Source organism: Quadrisphaera setariae (assembly GCF_008041935.1).
GTDB classification, from domain to species: Bacteria; Actinomycetota; Actinomycetes; order Actinomycetales; family Quadrisphaeraceae; genus Quadrisphaera; species Quadrisphaera setariae.
On record NZ_VKAC01000006.1, the window covers coordinates 95,972 to 117,331 of the forward strand.

Genomic DNA, 21,360 nt, shown 5'->3' on the forward strand with positions numbered 1-21,360 from the left:
ATCGGTCGGCGCCCGTGTCCCCTGTAGGGCCTACGGAGTCCCCCTCAGGAGGTTCCTCCACTCACTGGACCCTCCAGCGCAGCAACCACAGGGGGTCGTGGAGGAAACGCCGGGCGCACTCCAGCGACCCGGGCAGCTGGGCCTCGAACAGCCCCGGTGGCAGCGCGTCGGCCCGGTGCCCCGTGGTCCAGCCCAGCAGCTGCAGCCGGCGGAGCATGGCCAGGGCGCAGGCGTGCACGAGGTCGCGCTCGTCCAGCACCGCCACCTCGCGGTACCCCGCCACCCACGCCCTCGCCATGGCGGGCGCGTAGGGCTCGTGGTCGACGAAGCTCAGCGCCGCGGCGAAGTCGTACAGGTAGAAGCCGAAGCCGCAGTCGTCGAAGTCGATGACGGTCAGGCCCCCGTCGGCCCCGGCCATGATGTTGGACGGCCGGAGGTCGGCGTGGACGAGCCCCCAGTGCGGTGGCGAGGCCGGCAGGTCCGCCAGCAGCTCCAGGGCCCTGCCCTGCGCCCGGCCCAGCAGCAGCTCGTCCTCGGGCCGCTCCACGGCCGCCTCCCACGGGCCCCAGCGGGCCGTCGGCCCCACGAGGTCGGAGACGCCCCACGTGAAGCGCTCGAACCCGTGGGGCGGCTCCCACGCGCGGGCGTGGGCGTGGAACAGCGCCGTCCACCGCCCGATCGTCCGGTAGCAGGCGGCGGGGTCCTCCAGGTCCTCCAGCGGTGAACCCTCCACGAAGCGCGTCGAGACGCACGCCCACCCGTGCCCGCGGGTGTCCTTCACGACGGCGGTGAACCCGCCGCGGACCGTGGGCACCGGATCGATGAGCCGCACCTCGTCCAGGGCGTGCAGCGCGCCCAGCCACGCGATCTCGCTCGCGATGGCAGCCGGCCCACCGACGTACCCGGGCTGCGACACCCGCACCACACCCACGGGCCGCCCGTCGAGGTCGAGCCTGAAGGTCGCGTTCTCGGAGACGGTGATGAGCGGCATGTCCACGCGCATCGGCTCCAGGCCCCAGGCCGCGCACACGCCGCGGTGGAGCCAGTACGGCGCGGGCGCTCCCTTGCCGAGGGCGTCGAAGGCGTGCAGGGACACCTCGGTGCTGGGCTGCTCGACGGGCTGCTCGACGGGCTGCTCGACCCCGTCCGCCGCGCCGGCGGTGGGCGTGGTGGTGGTCACGGGCAGATGGTGACGAGCGACGGCCGCGGTGCGCGTCGACGAAACAGCTCCTTAACGCAGCTCCCGCAGACTCCGCCCGTGACCGCCCCGCCCGCCACCCGATCGACGATCATGGACACCAACAGCTTCCGGCCCGAGGACGCCGACGGCGTCAGCGAGCGGACCCTGGAGCTCACGCGACGCCGTTCGCAGCTGCTGGGGCCCGCCTACCGCCTCTTCTACCGCGACCCGGTGCACCTGGTCCGCGGCTCGGGCTCGCACCTCTTCGACGCCGACGGCGAGCGCTACCTCGACGTCTACAACAACGTCGCGAGCGTCGGGCACTGCCACCCCCGCGTGGTGGCCGCGGTGCAGCAGCAGGTGGCGACCCTCAACACGCACACCCGCTACCTGCACGAGGCCGTGCTCGACTACGCCGAGGACCTCCTGTCCACGACGCCGGACGAGATCGGCCAGCTGATGCTCCTGTGCACCGGCTCCGAGGCCAACGACCTCGCCGTCCGCGTCGCCCAGGCGCACAGCGGCGCGAGGGGGGTGGTCATCTCCGCCGAGGCCTACCACGGCAACACCGACACCGTCTCCCAGCTCTCCCCGGCGCTCGGCACGGCACAGCCGCTCGGGGAGTGGGTCCGCACCGTCCCCGCGCCCGACGCGCGCCTCGCCGCCGCCGAGGGGTGGGACGACCTCGGGGCGTGGTTCGCCGCGAAGGTCGCGGCCGCGGCCGACGAGCTCGAGGCCGCCGGGCACGGCGTGGCGGCGCTCCTGGCCGACTCGATCTTCTCCTCCGACGGCGTCTTCCCCGACCCGGCGGGCTTCCTCGCCCCGGCCGTCACCGAGGTCCGCGCGCGCGGCGGTGTGCTCATCGCCGACGAGGTGCAGCCCGGCTTCGCGCGGACCGGCCGCGCCTTCTGGGGCTTCGCGGGCCACGGGGTCGTGCCCGAGCTGGTCACCACGGGCAAGCCGATGGGCAACGGCATCCCCGTGTCCGGGCTCCTGGCCCAGCCGCACGTGCTGGCGTCCTTCGCCGAGCACCTGCCGTACTTCAACACCTTCGGCGGCAACCCCGTCTCCGTGGCCGCCGCGCAGGCGGTGCTCGACGTCATCCGCGACGAGGACCTCCAGGGCAGCGCCCTGAGCGTCGGGACCGCGCTGCAGACCGACCTGCGCTCCCTGGCCGGCCGCACGGACCTGCTCGGTGAGGTGCGGGGGGCCGGCCTGTACACCGGGCTGGAGGTGGTCGACCCGGAGACCGGCGCCGGGTCGAAGGACCTGGCGCTGGAGGTGGTGGAGGCGCTGCGGCAGCGCCGCGTGCTCACCTCGGTCTGCGGCGCGGGTGGAGACGTGCTGAAGCTCAGGCCTCCGCTGGTCTTCTCCGCCACGGACGCGGCGTGGCTGCTGGAGGCCCTGGACGACGCCGTTCGCGAGGTCGCCGCCCGGCGGCGCTGAGAACGCGACCGCAGCGGCCGCTCGGACGCTGTCCGGGCGGCCCCTGCTGTCGGGGGTCGTCGTGGGGGTGCGGGTCTGGTCGTGCAGGAGGTGGTCGCGACGACCGGGGCCTCCGACGGCCGGTCCTCAGACGGAGAGGACGGTCCCGACGCTGAGGCGGTCGGGGTCGGCGCCGATGACGGCGGCGTTCGCAGCGTGCAGGGCCTGCCAGCTGGTACCGGTCGAGGCGGCGATGCTCGAGAGCGTGTCTCCGGCGCGGACCGTGTACCCGGAGGAACCGGTCGAGCTGCTGGAGCGCTCGGTGGACCGCGAGGCGGCCGGCGCCTCGCGGGAGGCCGCCACCTCGCTGCTGGCCGAGCCGGCCTCGTCAGCGGAGCTCAGCCCGAGCTTGGCGGAGCAGGCGGGCCAGGCGCCCCACCCCTGCACGGCGAGGACCTTCTCGGCGATGGCGATCTGCTGCGCGCGGCTGGCGAGGTCGGCGCGGGAGGCGTACTGACCGCCGCCGAACTCCTGCCAGGTGGTCTGCGAGAACTGCAGCCCGCCGTAGTAGCCGTTGCCGCTGTTGATCGACCAGTCGCTGGTGCTCTCGCAGACCGCGAGGCGGTCCCAGGTGCTGGCGGAGGCGGCCTGGGCCTGGGCGCCGGTGAGGGCCACCAGGGGGGCTGCTGCCAGGGAGGCTGCTGCCGCGAGGGCGAGCAGGCGGCGGCGGGAGCTTCGGACCGGGGCGAGTGTCTGCTGGGTCATCAGGACTCAAACACTGACACACATCACCGAGAGTGTCGAAAATCGACCTACAAGCCGATCTCCGTCACTGCTAGTAGTTGGTGATCCATCCAGCGAGCTGTTCCAGGCCTCTGCAGGTCAGACGGACAGGACCTGTCCCACGAAGATGCGGTGCGGGTTGCTGCCGATGACGGAGGCGTTGGCGGAGTAGATCGCCTGCCAGGAGGTCCCCTGGGCCGAGGCGATCCTGGCCAGCGTGTCACCGGGGGCCACCGTGTAGGTGCCGCCCGTGCGGCTCGCCGAGCGGGACGCCTGCGGGGTGCGCTGGGCGGCGACGTCGTCCGCCGCTGCCGCGGCGGCGGGGGCTGCTCCAGCGGAGCCGGCCTTGTCGGCGGCGGTCAGCCCGAGCTTGCGCGAGCACGACGGCCAGGCGCCCCAGCCCTGCGCGGCGAGGACCTTCTCGGCCACCGCGATCTGCTCCTCGCGGCTGGCGAGGTCGGCACGGGAGGCGTACTGCCCGCCCCCGAAGCCCTTCCAGGTGCTCGCCGAGAACTGCACACCGCCGTAGTAGCCGTTGCCGGTGTTGATCGACCAGTCGCCGGTGCTCTCGCACTGGGCGAGCCGGTCCCAGGTGGCTCCCGTGGCGGCCGAGGCCGGCGCGGCGACGGCGACCACCGGTGCCGCGGCCACGGCCGCCGTGGCGGCCACGCCGAGCGCGCGGCGGGTGATGCGGCTGGGCTGGGGCTGGGCGCGGTGGCGGGCGGTGCGGCTCACGGGGGACCTCCGTGTCGACGGTGCTCCGGGTCCGGTCAGCACTGCTGCTCGACCGGGCGATCGCCCACAACCTACGGACAGCCTGTGCGGCAGTGGGGGGATTTGGGTGAACTTGTGGACGACGCGCCGCCGGATACCGTCCTGGAGTGCCTCCGGACGGCCCAGTGCGCACGGATCCGCACAGCGGCTCCAGCAGCCCTGGCGGCCCCGGTGGGTCTTCGGTGCGCACCGTGCTCCACGTGGACCTCGACGCCTTCTACGCGGCCGTCGAGCAGCGCGACAAGCCCTCCCTGCGGGGCAAGCCCGTCGTCGTGGGCGGCACGGCCTGGCGCGGGGTGGTGGCCACCGCCTCCTACGAGGCGCGGGCCTTCGGCGTCGGCTCCGCGATGCCGACGGCCGCCGCCCGACGGGCCTGCCCGTGGGCGGCGTACCTCTCCCCGCGCTTCGGCGCCTACCGCGCGGCGTCAGCGCGGGTGATGGAGCTCCTGGCCGACCTCGCCGGTCCTCCCGGTCTGCTGGAGCCCCTCTCCCTCGACGAGGCCTACGTCGACCTCTCCGGCTCCTCCTCGGGACCCGAGGACGAGGCCGTGCTCGCCGCGGCGGTCGCCTTCCGCGAGCGGGTGCGCGAGCAGGTGGGGCTGACGGCCTCGGTGGGGATCGGCACGAGCAAGCTCGTGGCCAAGGTCGCCTCCGACCTCCGCAAGCCCGACGCGCTGCTCGTGGTGCCCGCCGGTGCGGAGCGCTCCGTGCTGGCTCCGCTGGGCGTGCGCGCCCTGCCGGGGGTGGGACCGGCCACCGAGGCGCGTCTGGCGGCCCTGGGTGTCAGCACGGTGGGCCAGCTGGCGGGCACGGACGAGCGCGAGCTCGTGTCCGTGCTCGGCCGCGCCGCGGGGACGGCGCTGCACGCAGCCGCGCTGGGGGTCGACCCGCGGCCGGTGGTCCCCGAGCGGGAGGCCAAGTCGGTCAGCGCCGAGGAGACCTTCCCCACCGACGTGGTGGACCGGGCGGTGCTGGCCGGAGAGCTGCGGCGGATGGCCGGGCGGGTGGCCGAGCGGCTCCTCGCCTCCGGTGTCCGGGGTCGCACGGTGACGGTCAAGGCCCGCCGCTACGACTTCACGGCGCTGGCCCGTTCGGCGACAGCGCCCGGCGGCGCCGGTGTGGCCACGGCCGAGGAGATCGCCGCCGCCGCGGCACCGCTGCTGGCGGCGATCGACGCGACGGGCGGCCTGCGCCTCCTGGGGGTGGGCGTCTCGGGTCTGGTGGGCGCGCTGGACGCCCTCGAGGACCCGGTCCAGGGAGACCTCCTCGCCGACCTCCTCCCCGACCCCCCGGAGCCCTCGCCGCTCGAGGCCCTCCCCGCTGCCTCGAGCCCGCAGGAGGGTGGAGGGGAGCAGGACGAGGACGCCGGTGCGGGTGGTGTACCGGCTGCACCGGACGTCCCCCCTGCCGCTGTGAGCGTCCCCGCACCAGTGGTGTGGAGACCCGGTCAGGACGTGGTCCACGTGGAGCACGGAGCGGGGTGGGTGCAGGGCTCGGGCGTCGGGCGGGTCACCGTGCGCTTCGAGGGCCCCCGCACCGGTGTCGGGCGCGTGCGCACGTTCGCGGTGGACGACGCCGACCTCGCTGCCGCTGGTCCTCCGGTGTGGTGACGCCGCGGTCCACCTGCACCGATGAGCCCCGCCTCTGTGACGGGTGTTCCACGTGGGACGGATGAGGCGTGTCGTGCCCCGCACCGCAGGATCATGGGGCACACTGGTGGGTGCGCGGCAGAGTCCGGCGAGCCGAGCGCTCGCGCTGGACCGCCCATCCGATCACCTCCCGCGCCGCGCCGGCGTGACGCCCCGGCGGGAGGTGGCCAGCCACCAGCGCCGAGGCGGACGCCCGCGCGCCGGACCGGCCTGCGCCGCGCTCGCGCGCGCCGCGGCCCGAGAGGAACCCACTCCGTGACTCCCAGCAACGCCCCCGGCCACAGCGGCCCCGGTCACACCTCGCCGGGGCGCTCCTCCGGCACCTCCCGTGACGGCGCCGTCGACGGGGGCGCTCCCCGCCGTCGCCGCGGCGGCCGCGGTCGTGGCGGCCAGGGCGGCGCCCAGGCCGGTCAGGCCGGTCCCGGTCGCCCGGCGGCGGCTCCCGGCTCGCGCGTCCTCGCGCCCGGCTCGCTCGCTCCCGGCGCCCCCACCCACAGCGCTGGTGGCACCGTGCAGCCGCCCGCGCAGCGCTCCGCCAGCGCTCCCGCCCCGCAGGCCGCTGCGCCCCGGGCCGCGGTCCAGGCCGTCGCCGCACCCGCGGCGCAGCCGGCCGCTGACGGTGCCTCCTTCGCGGAGCTCGGCGTCCCGGCCCCGCTGGTCGCCGCCCTGGAGGCGCGCGGCGTCACGAGCCCCTTCCCCATCCAGGCCGCCACGCTGCCGGACACCCTCGCCGGGCGCGACGTGCTCGGCCGCGGCCGCACGGGCTCCGGCAAGACGATCGCCTTCGCCCTGCCGCTGGTCGCCCGGGTCGCCGCCGGGGCCGCCCCCCGCACCCCGCGCCGCCCGCGCGGCCTGGTGCTGGCACCCACCCGCGAGCTCGCCACCCAGATCGCCGCGACCGTCGAGCCGCTGGCCCAGGCCGCGGGCCTGCGCACCACGGTCATCTTCGGCGGGGTGCCGCAGGGGCGTCAGGTCACGGCGCTCGCCGCCGGCGTCGACGTCGTCATCGCCTGCCCGGGCCGCCTGGAGGACCTGCTGCGCCAGCGCGAGCTGACCCTCGACGGCGTGGAGGTCACGGTCCTGGACGAGGCGGACCACATGGCCGACCTCGGCTTCCTGCCCGGCGTGAAGCGCCTCCTGGACGCCACCCCCCGCGGCGGCCAGCGCCTGCTCTTCTCGGCGACGCTCGACAACGGCGTCGACGTCATCGTCAAGCGCTTCCTCGTCGACCCGCTCACGCACTCCGTGGACAGCGCCGCCGCTCCGCCGCCGGCCATGACGCACCACGCGCTCCACGTGGCCGACCCGGGCGCGAAGACCGACGTCGTGCGCCACCTCGCCTCGGGCACGGGGCGCCGCGTGCTGTTCCTGCGCACCAAGCACCAGGCCAAGAAGCTGGCCAAGCAGCTGACGGCGTCGGGCATCCCCGCCGTCGACCTGCACGGCAACCTGTCGCAGAACGCCCGCGTGCGGAACCTCGACGCGTTCACCTCCGGTGAGGTGAAGGTGATGGTCGCCACCGACATCGCCGCCCGCGGCATCCACGTGGACGACGTCGAGCTGGTCGTCCACGTCGACCCGCCGACCGAGCACAAGGCGTACCTGCACCGCTCCGGCCGCACGGCGCGCGCCGGCTCCGGCGGTGACGTGGTCACCGTGGTGCTGCCCGAGCAGGTCCGCGAGGTGGCGCAGATGATGCGCCAGGCGCGCGTCACCGCCTCCCAGCACCAGCGCACCACCGCCGCCTCCCCGGTGGTCGTGGAGCTCACCGGCGAGGTGGCGCCGCACGTGGAGCCCGCACCTGCGGCCCCCGCCCCCCAGCCGGCGCGCTCCGCCGGCGGTGCGCGCAGCGGTGGCTCGCGCCGCGGCGGGAGCGGCTCCCGCTCCGGTGGCGGCAGCGCCGCTGGTGCCGGCCGGGGCCGCCAGGCTGGCCAGGGTGGTCGCCGAAGCGGTCAGGGCAGCCTCGCCTCATATCGGTGAACCTCTCTTTCGATATTCGGTGAGGTCCGCCTCACCGAATATCGAAAGGCGGTTGTGATCTATCTCGAACGGCCGCTGACCTGGGGTGTTGCATGAGAAAAATTCTGCCAGTGCCGATATGGTGAGGGCACCGACTTTCTCGCCCTGGACTCTGGAGGTCATCGTGGCCACGCTCGAGATGCCCGCTGTCACCGAGTGCACCGTCGCCGGTTGCTCGTACAACCACGACGGCTGCCACGCCTTCGCGATCACCGTGGGCTCTGCTGATGGCTCCGCGGACTGCGGCACCTTCATCCCGCTGAGCCGCAAGGGCGGACTGGACAAGGTCGTGGCCCAGGTCGGCGCGTGCTCGCGCAGCAACTGCACCTTCAACGCCGACCTGGAGTGCACCGCCAGCTCCATCCGCGTGGGTGCCGGCGCGAGCGGCTCCGACACCGCCGCCTGCCTCACCTTCCAGGCCTCCTGACCCACCCGCCCGCGGCTCCGGCCCGGGCGCAGCAGGACCACCGACCGCCGGTCGTCGCCCTCCGCGACGGCCGGCGGTCGTCGTCTGCGGGACCGGCCGCGAGGCGCCGCCCGCCTGCGCTGACGCCACCGGGGAGACTGGGCCCGTGCGCGCGTGGGTGGTCTGGGGTGTCGGGGTCGCCGCGTACGTGGTGGCGGTCCTGCAGCGCACCTCCTTCGGCGTGGCCGGTCTCGACGCGGTCGAGAGGTTCGGCACCACCGCGGCCGCCGTCTCGGCCTTCACGGTGCTCCAGCTGCTCGTCTACGCCCTCCTGCAGGTGCCCGCCGGCGTGCTGCTGGACAGGTTCGGCACGCGCCGCCTCGTGGTCACGGGCGGCCTCCTCATGGCGGCGGGACAGCTCGTGCTGGCCTTCGGGGAGGTCCTCCCGCTGGCGGTGGTGGGTCGCGTGCTCGTCGGTGCGGGAGACGCCCTGACGTTCATCAGCGTCCTGCGCCTCGTCGGGGCCTGGTTCCCCGCGCGGCAGGCGCCGGTCATCACCCAGCTGACGGGCCTGCTCGGACAGCTGGGTCAGGTGCTCTCCGCGGTGCCCCTGGTCGCGGTGCTCTCGGGTCCGGGGTGGACGCCGGCCTTCGCGTCAGCAGCGGCGCTGGGGGTGCTCGCCGTCGTCCTGGTCCTCCTCCTCGTCCGTGACGCCCCCGGGGTGCGCACCCGCTCCGGCCCTCCGCTGAGCTGGACCAAGGCCGGTCGCGACCTCGTGCGGGCCTGGCGCCACCCCGGCACGCGGCTCGGCCTGTGGAGCCACTTCGCCACCCAGTTCCCCGGGACGGTGTTCGCCCTCATGTGGGGCTTCCCCTTCCTGGAGCGCGGCGAAGGAGTGCCGCAGGCCACCGTGAGCGCCCTCTTCACGGCCTACGTCGTGGCTGGGCTGGTCGCCGGCCCGCTGCTCGGCGTGCTCGTGGCGCGGCACCCCCTGCGCCGGTCCTGGCTGGTGCTGACCATCGTGGCCGCCAACGCCGCCGCCTGGACGGCCGTCATCGCCTGGCCCGGCCCGGCGCCGCTGTGGCTGCTCGGCCTGCTCGTGCTGGCCCTGGCCAGCGGCGGTCCGGGGTCCATGGTCGGCTTCGACTACGCCCGCACCTTCAACCCCGCCGACCGCCAGGGCACGGCCACCGGCATCGTCAACGTCGGCGGCTTCGTCGCGAGCCTGCTGACGGTGCTGGCCGTCGGCGTGGTGCTCGACGTCACCGGTGGTGACTACTCCCTGGGCGACTTCCGCGCAGCGTTCAGCGTCCAGTACCTCGTCTGGGCGGTCGGTCTGGTCGGCGTGCTGGTGACGAGGCGGAAGGTCCGCGAGCAGCTGGCTGCCGAAGGGGTGGTGGTGCCCCCGATCCGCGTGGCCCTGGCCCAGCGCTTCCCGCGCCGCGACCGCCCGTAGCGGGACGCCGAGCGGACGACGAGCAGGCGACGAGCAGCGACGAGCACGGCGCCCGCGACGGCCTCAGGCGGGCGGGGCGGGGACGACCGGCAGGGCGCCCGTGGTCACCGGGTCCGGCGGGGCGATGTCGGAGGGCCGCAGGCGGTACACGCGCAGGTGCAGGTCGTAGTACTTGTCGGTCTCCCCGACCCACTCCATGCCCAGGCGGCGGGCGATCCACTCGCCGCGCTCGTTGCCGGGGCGGACCACGGCGAACACCTCCGAGGCGCCCCGGTCGAAGGCCCACTCCGCCAGGGCGCGAGCACCCTCGCTGGCGTAGCTGTGGCCCCAGTGCTCCGGCGCCAGCTGCCAGGCGATCTCGAGGTCCTCGCCGTGGGGCGGCATGGTGCGCAGCACCAGTGCGCCCACCACGGCGCCGTCCTCCTTGCGCGCCAGCGCCCAGCGGCCGACGAACTGCTCGCCGTCGTCACCCTCGCGCACCTGCTCGGTGCGCCACTGCTCGAGGCGGTCGGCCATGGCCTGCTCGTCCGGCACCGCGTCAGCGGCCGGCGCGAGCCATCGGGAGACCCTCTCGTCACCGAAGACGGCGAGGGCGGCGGCGGCGTCGGAGCGCTCCCAGTCGCGCACGACGAGGCGCTCGGTGGTCACCAGGTGGGTCACGGCGGACACGTTAGCGCCCGCCGCCGAGAGCGACACCCGAGGAAGATCCACACGAGGGACCGCCCGCGGTGGGCCACGATGCAGGGGTGCCGACGACCACCGCCGACGCTGACGCCGTCCTGATCGGCGGAGGCGGCGCCAGCACCGCCGTGCTCCACCACCTGGCTCTCCACCTGCTGCGACAGCAGCACCGGCGTCCGCTGCGCGTCATCGTCGTCGACCCCCTCGACAGGCTGGCCGAGCGCCCGGCGGACCGCACGTGGTGCTCCTGGGTGCCGCGCGGGAGCGCCGCCGAGGCGGAGCTGGAGCCCGCCGTGCACCGCTGGTGGCCCACCGTCCAGGTGGTCGCTCCGGACGGGACCGCGGCGGAGCTCGACCTCGCCCCGCTGCGCTACGCGATGGTGCGCGGGGAGGACTACTACGCCCACGTCGCCGGCCTCGTCGACCTGGCCCGCGAGCGCGGAGCGCTGCAGCTGGAGCACCTGCCGGTGGCCGCGCTCGGCGTCGAGGAGGACTCCTCCGCCACCCGGGTGGTCCTGCCGGAGGGCGCCCTGGTGGCGCCGGTCGTGCTCGACTCGCGCCCCGCGCCGCCCGCGCGTCCCGGTGCGTCGAGCCTCGTGCAGCACTTCCTCGGGCAGCGCGTGCGCGGGAGGGAGGGCTCGGTGGACCCCGACCGGGCCGTGCTCATGGACTTCTCGGTGTCGCAGCCGGAGGTCGGCCTCGCCTTCGGCTACTGCCTGCCCAGCGACACCGCCACGGCGCTGGTCGAGCACACGGCCTTCGTCCCCGAGCCGCTGGGCGCGGCTGAGCAGGCAGCGGCCCTGGCCGAGCACCTCCCGAGGGCGCTGGGCACGACGACGAGCGCCGACCTGGTGGTCGAGCACGTCGAGACCGGCGCCATCCCCATGACCGACGCCCCCTTCCCGCAGCGGCCACCCGCTCCGCCGGGCCTGCGACGCAGCCGGGTGGTGAGGCTGGGGACGGCGGGCGGCGCCGTGAGGCCGTCCACCGGCTACGCGTTCACCGCGATGCAGCGCGCGGCGCGGGCGGTCGCCGGCCAGCTCGCCGCCGGCGTGCCCGGGGACCGGCTGGAGGTGCCCCACCCCTACCCCCGCCGCCACGCCTGGATGGACGCGCTCGTGCTGCGCGCCCTCCTCGACGGGCCGCGCCGCGGCGGGCTGGACGGGCCGGAGTTCTTCGTGCGCCTGTTCGCGCGCAACCCCCCGCAGCGGGTGCTGCGCTTCCTCGACGGACTGACGGGCCCCGGTGAGGAGCTCGCGCTCATGGCCACCTCCCCGCGCGGGCCGATGCTGCGGGCCGCCGCCTTGGACGCGGCGTGGCGACTGCGGAGCGGGCGATGAGCCGCCGGCTGCTCTTCGCGGCGGCCGTGCTCGCCGGGCTGGCCGTCGCCCTGGGCGCCGACGTGCTGGCACACGGCCTGGTCAGCCGCCTCGACGAGCCCGCCAAGGCCCTGGGCGAGCGGGTCCGGTCCTCGGCGCTCACGCCCGCGGTGCGCTTCGCGTCCGACCTCGGCACCACGCCGTACCGGGCCGTGCTGGCGGCGCTGGTGGCGGTGCCCCTCGCGGTGCGCTGGAGCTCCTGGCGCCCCGTGGTCTACGCCGCGGCCGTGGTGGGTGTCGCCCCGGCGGTCAGCGCCAGCACCAAGCGCCTGGTCGACAGGCCCCGTCCCCCTGCGGCCGAGGCCCTGGAGCACCCGCTGGACCCGTCGTTCCCCAGCGGTCACGCCACGGCGTCGGCCGCGCTGGCCACCGGTCTCGCCCTGCTCGCCCTGGTCGCGCTGCGCAGCGCGTGGGCGAGGGTGGCGGCCGTCGCCGCCGCAGGTGCTTTCGCGCTGGTGGTGGGCCTGACGCGCATCTACCTCGGGGCGCACTGGGTCACCGACGTGCTGGCGGGCTGGTGCACGGGGGCAGCGGTGGCCCTGGCGCTCGCCGCCGCGGTGCGTCCCTGGCTGCGACCACCCCGCGCTGTCAACCCCTCTTGACGCCACGCCGCCCGTCAACGAGTCTTGACACCGTGGGCACCCACGACGAGGAGGTGGCGGCGTTGGCGGCACTGGTGGCGCGAGCCGCGGACGACGACCCCCTCGAGGCGCTCGCGGCCCTGGCGGCCGCGCGCCGGGAGCTGGAGGCGCTGGAGGCGCTGGCGGTGCGCAGGGCGCGCGTCCGCTCCGCCTCCTGGGCCTCCATCGCGATGGCCATGGGGGTCACCCGGCAGGCCGCCCACCAGCGCTTCCGGCTCTCGCGCTGGGGCGACCGCTGAGCAGCGGGCCGGCAGCGGCCGCGCCGAGGAACCCCGGACGGCCGCGCGAGGGCCTGCGCACGCTGCTGCCCCACCTGCGCGCCCACCGCCGGCCGCTCGCCGCGGCTGCGGCGCTGTCCCTGGTCACCGCTGCCACGGGCCTGGCGCAGCCGCTCCTCGTGCGCCGCGTCATCGAGGCGGTCCAGGTCGCAGCGCCGGTGCGGGCGGCCGTGGTGGCGGTCGTCGTCGTCCTCGTGGCCGGGTCGCTGGTCGGCGCCGTCCAGCAGTACCTCCTGCAGCGCACCGCCGAGGGCGTCGTCCTGGCCACGCGCCGGCGGCTGGTCGGTCGGCTGCTGCGACTGCCGGTGGCCGAGCTGGACGCCCGGCGCACCGGTGACCTCATCTCACGCGTCGGCTCCGACACCACGCTCCTGCGGGCCGTGGTCACCTCCGGGCTCGTCGAGGTGGCCGCCTCGGCGGTGCTCGCCGCGGGGGCGGTCGTGGCGATGGCTCTGGTCGACCCCGTGCTGCTCGCCGTGACCCTGGTGGCCGTCGGCGTGGGGGCGGTGGCCGGTGTGGCGGTCGGGCGCCGCCTGCGCGAGCTCGCGCGCGCCTCGCAGGAGCGCGTCGGGGCGATGACGGCCGCGGTCGAGCGCGCGCTCGGCGCCGTGCGGACTCTGCGCGCCTCAGGCGCCACCGACCGCGAGGTCCAGGCCGTGGGGCGCGCCGCCGAGCAGGCCTACGACGCGGGCGTGCGCGCCGCCCGCGTCCAGGCCGCGATCTCTCCGGTCGTGGGAGTGGCCGTCCAGGGGGCGTTCGTCGCCGTCCTCGGCGTCGGCGGGTACCGCGTGGCCAGCGGCGCGCTGACCGTGGCCGACCTCGTGGCGTTCATCCTCTACCTCTTCCTCCTCGTCATGCCGCTGGGTCAGCTGCTGGGCGCCTACTCCCAGCTCCAGCTGGGCCTGGGGGCGCTCTCGCGCGTCGAGGAGGTGCTCGCGCTCGACGAGGAGGACCCCGGCCCTCGGGGCGCTCCGACCCCGGACGCCGTGCGTCCCGCCGGTGCGGCCCTGCTCGAGCTCGACGACGTCGCCTTCTCCCACCCCGGCAGCGACCGGCCCGTGCTCGACGGCGTCTCGTTCCGCGTGGAACCGGGCACCCGGACGGCGCTCGTCGGGCCGTCCGGCGCCGGCAAGTCGACCCTGCTCGGGCTGCTGGAGCGCTTCGCCGACCCCGTCGAGGGCAGCATCCGCCTGGACGGCGTCGACCTGCGCGACCTGCCGCGGGCGGCGCTGCGCGCCCGCCTCGGGTACGTCGAGCAGGAGGCCCCGGTGCTCGCCGGCACCCTGCGCGAGAACCTCCTGCTCGCCGCGCCGCGGGCCACCGAGGCCGAGGTGGCCGAGGTGCTCGCGGCCGTGGGGCTGTCCGGGCTGGCCGAGCGCTCTCCCCTCGGGCTCGACGCGCAGGTCGGGGAGGGCGGCGTGCTGCTGTCCGGTGGGGAGCGGCAGCGGCTGGCCATCTGCCGCTCGCTGCTGGCCCGTCCGGAGCTGCTGCTGCTCGACGAGCCCACGGCCAGCCTCGACGCCCGCAACGAGGCGGCGCTGGCCCGTGCGCTCGACGCGGTGCAGCGGCGCTCGACCGCGCTGGTGGTGGTGGCGCACCGCCTGTCGACCGTGGTCGACGCCGACCAGATCGTCGTCCTCGAGGCCGGCCGCGTCGTGGGCGTCGGTCGGCACGAGGAGCTGGTGGTGAGCACGCCGCTGTACCGCGAGCTCGCCGCGACGCAGCTGCTCGTGGCCGGCTGAGGCGCCGCACCCGACTGCTCCCCGGGGCCCGGAGCCCGGTCCGGGAGGGCTCCGTGCGCCGGCCCCCACCGGCTCCGGGGGGCGGGCGCCGCGTCCGGCGTGCAGGCTCGTGAGGTGAGCACGCTGCCCGGTGACGACCGCTTCGCCCAGCCCCTCGCCGCCGAGGTCGAGGACGGGCCGGCCGACCCGCTCGACGGCGGGGCCGGACAGCCGCCGCTGCGCGTGGTGCTGCTCGACGTCAACGGCACCCTCAGCGACACCGCCGCCCTGGCGGCGGCCTTCGAGGACGCCGGAGCGCCGGGCCACCTGGCAGCGCCCTGGTTCGCCGGCGTGCTGCGGGACGGCCTCGCGCTCACCCTGCACGGCGCCCCCGCCCGCTTCGCGGACGTGGCCCTGGCCGGCGCCCGCGCCGCGTTCGCGGGCGCCGGGCTGGACGGCGACCGCGCCGAGGCCGCGGCGGTGGCCGTCGTCGACGCCCTCGGGTCGCTGCCGCTGCACCCCGACGTCGTGCCCGGCCTGTCGGGGCTGCGGCAGCGCGGGCTGCGCCTGGTGCCCCTCAGCCAGGGTGCCGCGGGCACGACCGAGCGGCTGCTCGCCGCAGGCGGGGCGGGTGACCTCGTGGAGACCGCGCTGTCCGTGGCCGACGCGCCCGGCGGGCTCTGGAAGCCCGCGGCCAGCACCTACGCGTGGGCGCTGGACCAGGTGGGTGCGGCGCCCGCCGAGGCGCTCCTGGTGGCCGCGCACCCCTGGGACCTGGACGGCGCGGCGCGCGCGGGCCTGTCGACGGCGTGGGTGGACCGGGCGGCGGGCTCGCCCTACCCGGACGTCATGGCCGAGCCGGACCTCGTCGTCCCCGGCCTCGACGCGCTCGCCGACCTGCTGCGCTGAGGGCGCTGCCCGCTGCGGTCAGCTGAGGCCGAGGGGACCCGCGAGGTACTGGTAGCCGACGAACGCGACGACGTCGAGCAGCGTGTGGGCGACGACCAGCGGCATCACGCGTCGTGTGCGCCAGTAGACGAGGGCGAACACCACGCCCATGACCACGTTGCCGAAGCCCGGGCCGTAGCCCTGGTAGAGGTGGTAGCTCCCGCGCAGCAGCGCGCTGGCGGCCACCACCCACACCACGGTCCACGCCGACGGTGACAGGCGACCCAGCCAGCGCGGGCGCCGCAGCCCGAGGCGCGGCAGCCGGTCGAGGAGGTAGGCGACGACGAGGACCTCCTCCAGCAGCGCGTTCTGCAGCGCCGAGAGGACGAGCACGGGCACGGTCCACCAGTCGCTGCCCAGCGCGGACGCCTGCACCTCGGCGGTGATCCCGACGGCTCGGCCGAGGAAGTACAGCCCGAGCCCGGGGACCCCGATGACGGCCGCCAGGCCGACGCCGTGCAGCAGGTCCCGTCCGGGGCGGCGCAGGTCCAGCCCGATCCGGTGGTAGACGCGGCCCAGCGCCGGGAGCAGCGGCCCGCGCCCCCAGGTGCCGCCGGCGAGCAGGAACAGGCACAGGAGCACGGGGACGAGCGCGAAGCCGATGCCCAGCAGCTGGTAGGTCAGGTCGAGGTAGGGCCGCGGGCTGCGCGAGGGGTTGAGCGTGGCCGTGCCCGCGGCGACGCCACCGGCGGCGGTGGCCAGGGCGATGAGCTGGACGACCGCGTACACGCCCGAACGGCCCAGCGACAGCGCCGCCACGAGCAGCACCTCGCCCAGGACCCGTCCCCGGTCGAGCTGCTGGTCGTCCACGGCGACCGCGGCTGCTCGGGTGCTCACGGCGGTCAGGGCGTCATCGGGGGAGCCGGCGGCTCCGCTTCGCTCCACCTGCGTCACGGCGCCCAGTGTCCGTGCGCGCGCTGGGAGCCCGCTGGGAGCGCCGGAGCCGGTGTCAGCGGCCGGTGGCGTCGGCGGCGGAGCCCCGGGCCGGTTCCACGGCGGGCTCGGGAGCCCCGCCGCCGTGGCCGTCGTCGACCATCGTCGCCTCGTCGAACGGCGTCCTCCCGGCGAGCACGTCCTTGACGCGCCCGTGGTCGACCTGGCCCGTCCAGTGGCCGATGAGCACCGTGGCGATCGCGTTGCCGGCGAAGTTGGTCACCGCGCGGGCCTCCGACATGAACCTGTCGATGCCCACGATCAGCCCGACGCCGCCCACCAGCTCGGGCCGGTGGCTCTGCAGCCCGGCCGCCAGCGTGGCCAGCCCGGCGCCGGTGACACCGGCAGCGCCCTTCGAGGCGATGATCATGAAGACGAGCAGGCTGATCTGCTCGGGGATGCTGAGCGGCTGACCGGTCGCCTCGGCGATGAAGATCGAGGCCATGGTCAGGTAGATCGCGGTGCCGTCGAGGTTGAAGGAGTAGCCGGTCGGCACGACGATCCCGACCACCGGACGGGCCACGCCCAGGTGCTCCATCTTGGCGATCAGGCGGGGCAGCGCGGTCTCGGAGGAGGACGTGGAGACGATGAGCAGGAACTCGCGGCCGAGGTACTTCAGCAGGCTGAAGACGTTCAGGCCGGTGGCCAGCCGCAGCACGGTGCCGAGCACGAGGAACACGAAGATCGCGCAGGTCGCGTAGAACGCCAGCATGATGCGCAGCAGCCCCAGCAGCGCCTCCCAGCCGGTGTCGGCGACCACTCCGGCGATGGCGCCGAAGGCGCCGATGGGCGCCACCCACATGATCATCGCGAGGACCTTGAAGACCACCTTCTGGAACACCCCGATGCCGCGCAGCGCCGCCTCGCCCGCGCTGCCGCCGAGGGACTGGATGGCGAAGCCCACGAGCAGCGCCACGAAGAGCGTCGACAGCACCTGCTCCTGCACGAGCGGCGAGACGAGCGTGGTGGGGATGAGGTTGAGGAGGAACCCGCCCTCCTCGGCCTCACCGGCGGGCGGCTCGTAGCCCCTGGCCCCGCTGAGGTCCAGCCCGTCGCCGGGGTGCACGAAGTTGCCGACCACCAGGCCGATGGCCAGGGCCAGCGTCGACATCGCCAGGAAGTACCCCAGGGCCAGGACGCCGACCTTGCCGACCGTGGCCGCGGCGCGCACCGACCCGATGCCCAGCACGATGGTGCAGAAGATGACCGGCGAGATCATCATGGTGATGAGCCGGACGAAGGCGTCCCCCAGCACCGACAGGGAGCTTCCGACGCCCGGCGCGAGACCGCCCACGAGGGCGCCGAGCACCACCGCCGCGATGACCGCGATGTAGAGCCAGTGCGACCTGTCCCGCCGCGCACGACGAGGGGAGCCGGGCTGAGCAGGTGCTGTCGACGTCGACACGCCGCCGGACGCTAGTCCCGGGTGGGCCGCCCCGCCCGTCGAGCAGGCCTCAGAGCACGGACAGCGCGGCGCGGGCCGCGCTCCCGGCGGCTGCCCCGCAGGACCCGCCGAACAGCTGCGCGTGCACGAGCAGCGGGTGGACCTGGTGCAGCGGCACCCGGTCGCGCCAGCCGTCGGCGAGCGGCGCCGCCTCGTCGTAGGCGGCCAGCACGCGCTCGAGGTGCGGCAGGCCGAACAGGGCGAGCATCGCCAGGTCCGTCTCCGCGTGACCTCCGTGGGCGGCCGGGTCGACCAGGACGACGCCGGCAGCGGTCCACAGCGCGTTGCCGGCCCACAGGTCTCCGTGCAGCCGCGCCGGTGGGCGCCCGTCCTCGGCCGCGCCGTCCTCCAGGCGCGCGCAGAGGCGCTCCACGGCGCGCGCGTCGTCGTCGACGGCACCGGCGTCCCGTGCGGCCGCCAGGTGCGGAGCCAGCCGGCAGCGGGCGAAGAAGGCGCCCCAGCTCGCCCCGGCGGAGGTCGCGGGTGCGTCGAGCAGGTGGCGCAGCGGCGCCGTCCCGACCCAGCCGTCACCGCGCCACCGCGCGGGCGGAGCCCCGTGGTGGGGCGCTCCGGCGGCGTGCGTGGCGGCCAGCTCCCGCCCGAACGCCTCGGCCACCTGCGGCGCGGGGTCGACCTGCTCGACCCTCGGCAGGACGATCCGCTCGCGGGCCACCTCCAGGACCGGCGGCACGAGCGCACCGCCGGAGGGCCTCGCCCCCGCCAGCCACGCCAGTCCGGCGGCCTCGGCGGCGAAGAAGCCCTCCGGCGCACCGGCGCGCGACTTCACGAACGGGTCGGCGGTGGCCCAGCCGGGGCCGGGTCCGTGGTCTGGCGCACTCATCCCGCGGTCTTACCGTGGAGGGGTGAGCACCGGCATCGTGGGGTTCGTCCTGTGGGGCACGATCATCGTCATCGCGCTGTTCCTCGCGCTCGTGGCCCGCGCCGCCTCCAAGGAGCGCCGCGAGGGTCCGAAGAAGCACCTGCGCGAGCCCGTGCTCAAGGGCTGGGACCAGGTCGTGCCGCCCGGCCAGGAGCGCCCCCGCCGCTGAGGAGACCCGCGCACCGGGGAGGTGTCCCGGCGGTGCTCGCGGGGTAGGTCCCGGTCATGACCAGCCTCCCCAGCACGAGCACGACCGCTGCGGGCACCGGTGCGGTGCCCCTCGGTGACACCGGCATCGACCTGCACCCGCTCTGCCTCGGCGGCAACGTCTTCGGCTGGAGCGCCGACGAGCAGGCCTCCCACGCGGTCCTCGACGCCTACGCCGAGGCCGGGGGCAACCTCGTGGACACCGCCGACGTCTACTCCGCCTGGGTGCCCGGGCACACGGGCGGGGAGAGCGAGGCCGTCATCGGCCGCTGGCTCGGCGGCCGCCACCCCGGCGGCGGCGCCGTCCAGGTGGCCACCAAGACCGGGGCCGCCGAGGGCGCCCAGCTGTCGCCCTCCGCCGTCGACGAGGCCCTCGACGCCTCCCTGGGCCGCCTCGGGCTCGACTCCGTGGCCCTCTACTACGCCCACCGCGACCAGCCCGAGCGCCCCGTCGAGGAGGTCGTGCGGGCCTTCGCCGCCACCGTCACCAGCGGCCGCGCCCGCGCCTGGGCGGTGAGCAACTGGAGCGCCGAGCGCATCGACGCCGCCGTGGCCGCTGCGCAGGAGGCCGGGCTGCCCGGCCCCGTCGCCGTGCAGAACGCCGGCAGCGCCGTCACGCGCACCGACCCCGCCGTCGTCGACGCCTGCCGCCGCCACGGGCTGCTGGCCCTGCCCTACGGCGCGCTCGCCTCGGGCTTCCTGACCGGCAAGTACTCGCGCGGCGGCGAGGTGCCCGAGTCCGTGCGCGCCGAGGGCGTCGGGAAGCGCTTCGGCGACGAGCGCAGCTGGGCGGTGCTCGACGCCGTCCGCGCTGTCGCGCAGGCGCGCGGGGCGGAGCTGGGCACGGTGGCGCTGGCCTGGCTGCGCGCCCAGGGCGCGGTGCCGATCGCCTCGGCGCGCACGCCCGAGCAGCTGCCCGCCCTGCTCGCCGTGACCGCCGTGGAGCTGTCCGCCGACGAGCTGGAGAGCATCACCACCGCCGGTCTCTGAGGTGGACGACGACGGCCCCGCACCCTCACGGGTGCGGGGCCGTCGCCGCTCGCGCAGCGGTGGTCGGGCGGAGGGTCAGACCGTGCGCGCGAGCTGCTCGGCGATGCCGGTGTAGGTGCCCGGGGTGAGGGCCAGCAGGCGGTCGCGGGCGTCGTCGGGCAGGCCCAGCCCGGACACGAAGGCGCGCATGCCCTCGGCGTCCACCCGGCGGCCGCGGGTGAGCTCCTTGAGGCGGGAGTAGGGGTCGTCCATGCCGGGCACGCCCGCGACCGACGCCGCGCGCATGACGGACTGCACGGCCTCGCCGAGCACCTCCCAGTTGGCGTCGAGGTCGCGCGCGAGGGCGGCGTGGTCGACGTCCAGGCCGGCCAGGCCCTTGCGGACGTTGTCCAGCGCCAGCAGCGAGTGCCCGAAGGCGGTGCCGATGTTGCGCTGCATCGAGGAGTCGGTGAGGTCGCGCTGCAGGCGGGAGGTCACCAGCGTGGAGGCGAGGACGTCGAGCAGGGCGCTGGAGACCTCGAGGTTGGCCTCGGCGTTCTCGAACCGGATCGGGTTGACCTTGTGCGGCATGGTGCTGGAGCCGACCGTGCCCTGGCCGCGCACCTGGGCGAAGTAGCCCAGCGAGATGTAGCTCCACACGTCGGTGCACAGGTCGTGCAGGACCCGGTTGAACCGGGCGACGTCGCTGTACAGCTCCGCCTGCCAGTCGTGGCTCTCGATCTGGGTGGTGAGCGGGTTCCACTGCAGGCCCAGGCCCTCCACGAAGGTGCGGGAGACCTCCTGCCAGTCCGTGGTGGGGACGGCGACCACGTGCGCCGCGTACGTGCCGGTCGCGCCGTTGAGCTTGCCGAGGAAGTCGGCGCGCTCCACGCGGCGCAGCTGCCGGTCCAGGCGGGCTGCGGTCACCGCGAGCTCCTTGCCCAGCGTCGTGGGGGTGGCGGGCTGGCCGTGGGTGCGGGCCAGGGCGGCGGCCCCGGCGGCGTCGTGGGCCATCTGGACCAGCTGGGCGTGCAGGGACCGCGCGGCGGGCAGCCACACCTGCTGGACGGCGCCGCGCACCATGAGCGCGTAGGAGAGGTTGTTGACGTCCTCGCTGGTGAGGCAGAAGTGCACCAGCTCGACGAGGTCTGCGGCCGACCCGGCGGCCAGCTGGCGCCGCAGCCACACCTCCACGGCCTTGACGTCGTGCACCGTCTCGCGCTCGATGGTCGCCATCTCCTCCACGACGGCGGGGCCGAACCCGTCGACCAGGGCGCGCACGGAGGCGACCTCGGCGTCGGTGAGGCGCCGCGCCCCGGGCACAGCGCCGGTGGCGGTCAGGTGGACCAGCCACTCGACCTCGACGCGCAGCCGCTCGCGGTTGAGGGCCGCCTCCGACAGGTGCTCCACGAGCGGGGAGACCGCGGCGCGGTAGCGGCCGTCGAGCGCGCCGAGGGCGTAGCCGGCCTCGGCCAGGGACGACGGCTGCGACGGCTGCGAGGACGACGACGGTGCAGCAGCAGGCGTGGGGGTGCTCACGGAGCCTCATCCTCCCAGGCGCGAGAGCACCCCCGCGCCAGGTGGCGC

General features: G+C 75.7%; 20 protein-coding genes. 12 read left to right on the forward strand and 8 right to left on the reverse strand.

Annotated features, from left to right (window positions below):
* Positions 1-61: 61 nt before the first annotated feature.
* Positions 62-1,180, reverse strand: a complete 1,119-nt coding sequence (locus FMM08_RS11045) for a phosphotransferase enzyme family protein (RefSeq protein ID WP_147926424.1) — start codon at positions 1,178-1,180, stop codon at positions 62-64.
* A 111-nt stretch (positions 1,181-1,291) separates the two neighbouring features.
* On the opposite strand from FMM08_RS11045, the gene FMM08_RS11050 reads away from it, so the two are divergent.
* Positions 1,292-2,626, forward strand: coding sequence for an aspartate aminotransferase family protein (locus tag FMM08_RS11050; protein WP_369431710.1), 1,335 nt, complete (start codon positions 1,292-1,294; stop codon positions 2,624-2,626).
* A 126-nt stretch (positions 2,627-2,752) separates the two neighbouring features.
* On the opposite strand, the gene FMM08_RS11055 is transcribed toward FMM08_RS11050, so the two are convergent.
* Entirely contained in the window at positions 2,753-3,370 is a 618-nt protein-coding gene (locus FMM08_RS11055) for a LysM peptidoglycan-binding domain-containing protein (protein ID WP_147926426.1), read from the reverse strand.
* Positions 3,371-3,487: 117 nt separating this feature from the next.
* Positions 3,488-4,123, reverse strand: a complete 636-nt coding sequence (locus FMM08_RS23945; protein ID WP_147926427.1) for a LysM peptidoglycan-binding domain-containing protein — start codon at positions 4,121-4,123, stop codon at positions 3,488-3,490.
* A gap of 221 nt (positions 4,124-4,344) precedes the next feature.
* On the opposite strand from FMM08_RS23945, the gene FMM08_RS11065 reads away from it, so the two are divergent.
* From FMM08_RS11065 to FMM08_RS11085, 4 genes are all read left to right on the forward strand, one after another.
* Positions 4,345-5,772, forward strand: coding sequence for a DNA polymerase IV (locus FMM08_RS11065; protein ID WP_147926428.1), 1,428 nt, complete (start codon positions 4,345-4,347; stop codon positions 5,770-5,772).
* Positions 5,773-6,465: 693 nt separating this feature from the next.
* Entirely contained in the window at positions 6,466-7,791 is a 1,326-nt protein-coding gene (locus tag FMM08_RS11070; protein WP_369431711.1) for a DEAD/DEAH box helicase, read from the forward strand.
* A gap of 163 nt (positions 7,792-7,954) precedes the next feature.
* The gene (locus FMM08_RS11075; RefSeq protein WP_147926430.1) at positions 7,955-8,257 is read left to right on the forward strand and encodes a DUF1540 domain-containing protein; all 303 of its coding nucleotides are present in this window, start codon (positions 7,955-7,957) and stop codon (positions 8,255-8,257) included.
* 145 nt (positions 8,258-8,402) lie between these two features.
* Positions 8,403-9,692, forward strand: a complete 1,290-nt coding sequence (locus FMM08_RS11085) for an MFS transporter (protein WP_222710669.1) — start codon at positions 8,403-8,405, stop codon at positions 9,690-9,692.
* 63 nt (positions 9,693-9,755) lie between these two features.
* Here the strand turns inward: FMM08_RS11085 and FMM08_RS11090 are convergent, their stop codons facing one another.
* Positions 9,756-10,352, reverse strand: coding sequence for a GNAT family N-acetyltransferase (locus FMM08_RS11090; protein WP_147926431.1), 597 nt, complete (start codon positions 10,350-10,352; stop codon positions 9,756-9,758).
* 86 nt (positions 10,353-10,438) lie between these two features.
* Here FMM08_RS11090 and FMM08_RS11095 point away from each other — a divergent pair, with 86 nt between their 5' ends.
* The 5 genes from FMM08_RS11095 (at position 10,439) to FMM08_RS11115 (ending at position 15,301) form a co-directional block, all read left to right on the forward strand.
* Positions 10,439-11,713, forward strand: coding sequence for a lycopene cyclase family protein (locus tag FMM08_RS11095; RefSeq protein ID WP_187279694.1), 1,275 nt, complete (start codon positions 10,439-10,441; stop codon positions 11,711-11,713).
* A complete protein-coding gene (locus FMM08_RS11100; protein ID WP_147926433.1) occupies positions 11,710-12,354 on the forward strand; it encodes a phosphatase PAP2 family protein in 645 nt (214 codons plus the stop codon). Before FMM08_RS11095 ends, FMM08_RS11100 begins: the two co-directional genes overlap by 4 nt.
* A gap of 32 nt (positions 12,355-12,386) precedes the next feature.
* Complete coding sequence (locus FMM08_RS11105) at positions 12,387-12,632, forward strand: helix-turn-helix domain-containing protein (RefSeq protein ID WP_255472281.1); 246 nt, start codon at positions 12,387-12,389, stop codon at positions 12,630-12,632.
* Positions 12,629-14,413, forward strand: a complete 1,785-nt coding sequence (locus FMM08_RS11110; RefSeq protein ID WP_439653561.1) for an ABC transporter ATP-binding protein — start codon at positions 12,629-12,631, stop codon at positions 14,411-14,413. Before FMM08_RS11105 ends, FMM08_RS11110 begins: the two co-directional genes overlap by 4 nt.
* Positions 14,414-14,527: 114 nt before the next feature.
* Positions 14,528-15,301 carry an HAD family hydrolase gene (locus FMM08_RS11115; protein ID WP_222710671.1) on the forward strand — a complete coding sequence of 258 codons (774 nt, stop codon included), beginning with the start codon at positions 14,528-14,530 and terminating at the stop codon, positions 15,299-15,301.
* A gap of 18 nt (positions 15,302-15,319) precedes the next feature.
* Here FMM08_RS11115 and FMM08_RS11120 read toward each other — a convergent pair whose 3' ends face one another.
* From FMM08_RS11120 to FMM08_RS11130, 3 genes are all read right to left on the reverse strand, one after another.
* Positions 15,320-16,150 (reverse strand): CPBP family intramembrane glutamic endopeptidase, encoded by an 831-nt coding sequence (locus FMM08_RS11120; protein WP_147926650.1) that lies wholly within the window; start codon positions 16,148-16,150, stop codon positions 15,320-15,322.
* Between the two features lie 139 nt (positions 16,151-16,289).
* Positions 16,290-17,678, reverse strand: a complete 1,389-nt coding sequence (locus FMM08_RS11125; RefSeq protein WP_147926435.1) for a cation:dicarboxylate symporter family transporter — start codon at positions 17,676-17,678, stop codon at positions 16,290-16,292.
* Between the two features lie 49 nt (positions 17,679-17,727).
* Positions 17,728-18,558 (reverse strand): fructosamine kinase family protein, encoded by an 831-nt coding sequence (locus tag FMM08_RS11130; protein WP_147926436.1) that lies wholly within the window; start codon positions 18,556-18,558, stop codon positions 17,728-17,730.
* 22 nt (positions 18,559-18,580) lie between these two features.
* Here FMM08_RS11130 and FMM08_RS11135 point away from each other — a divergent pair, with 22 nt between their 5' ends.
* On the forward strand, positions 18,581-18,766 hold the full coding sequence (locus tag FMM08_RS11135; RefSeq protein ID WP_147926437.1) for a hypothetical protein: 186 nt from the start codon (positions 18,581-18,583) through the stop codon (positions 18,764-18,766).
* 56 nt (positions 18,767-18,822) lie between these two features.
* Entirely contained in the window at positions 18,823-19,794 is a 972-nt protein-coding gene (locus tag FMM08_RS11140) for an aldo/keto reductase (protein WP_147926438.1), read from the forward strand.
* A gap of 75 nt (positions 19,795-19,869) precedes the next feature.
* Here FMM08_RS11140 and purB read toward each other — a convergent pair whose 3' ends face one another.
* Positions 19,870-21,312 carry an adenylosuccinate lyase gene (purB, locus tag FMM08_RS11145; RefSeq protein ID WP_187279695.1) on the reverse strand — a complete coding sequence of 481 codons (1,443 nt, stop codon included), beginning with the start codon at positions 21,310-21,312 and terminating at the stop codon, positions 19,870-19,872.
* Positions 21,313-21,360: the final 48 nt, after the last annotated feature.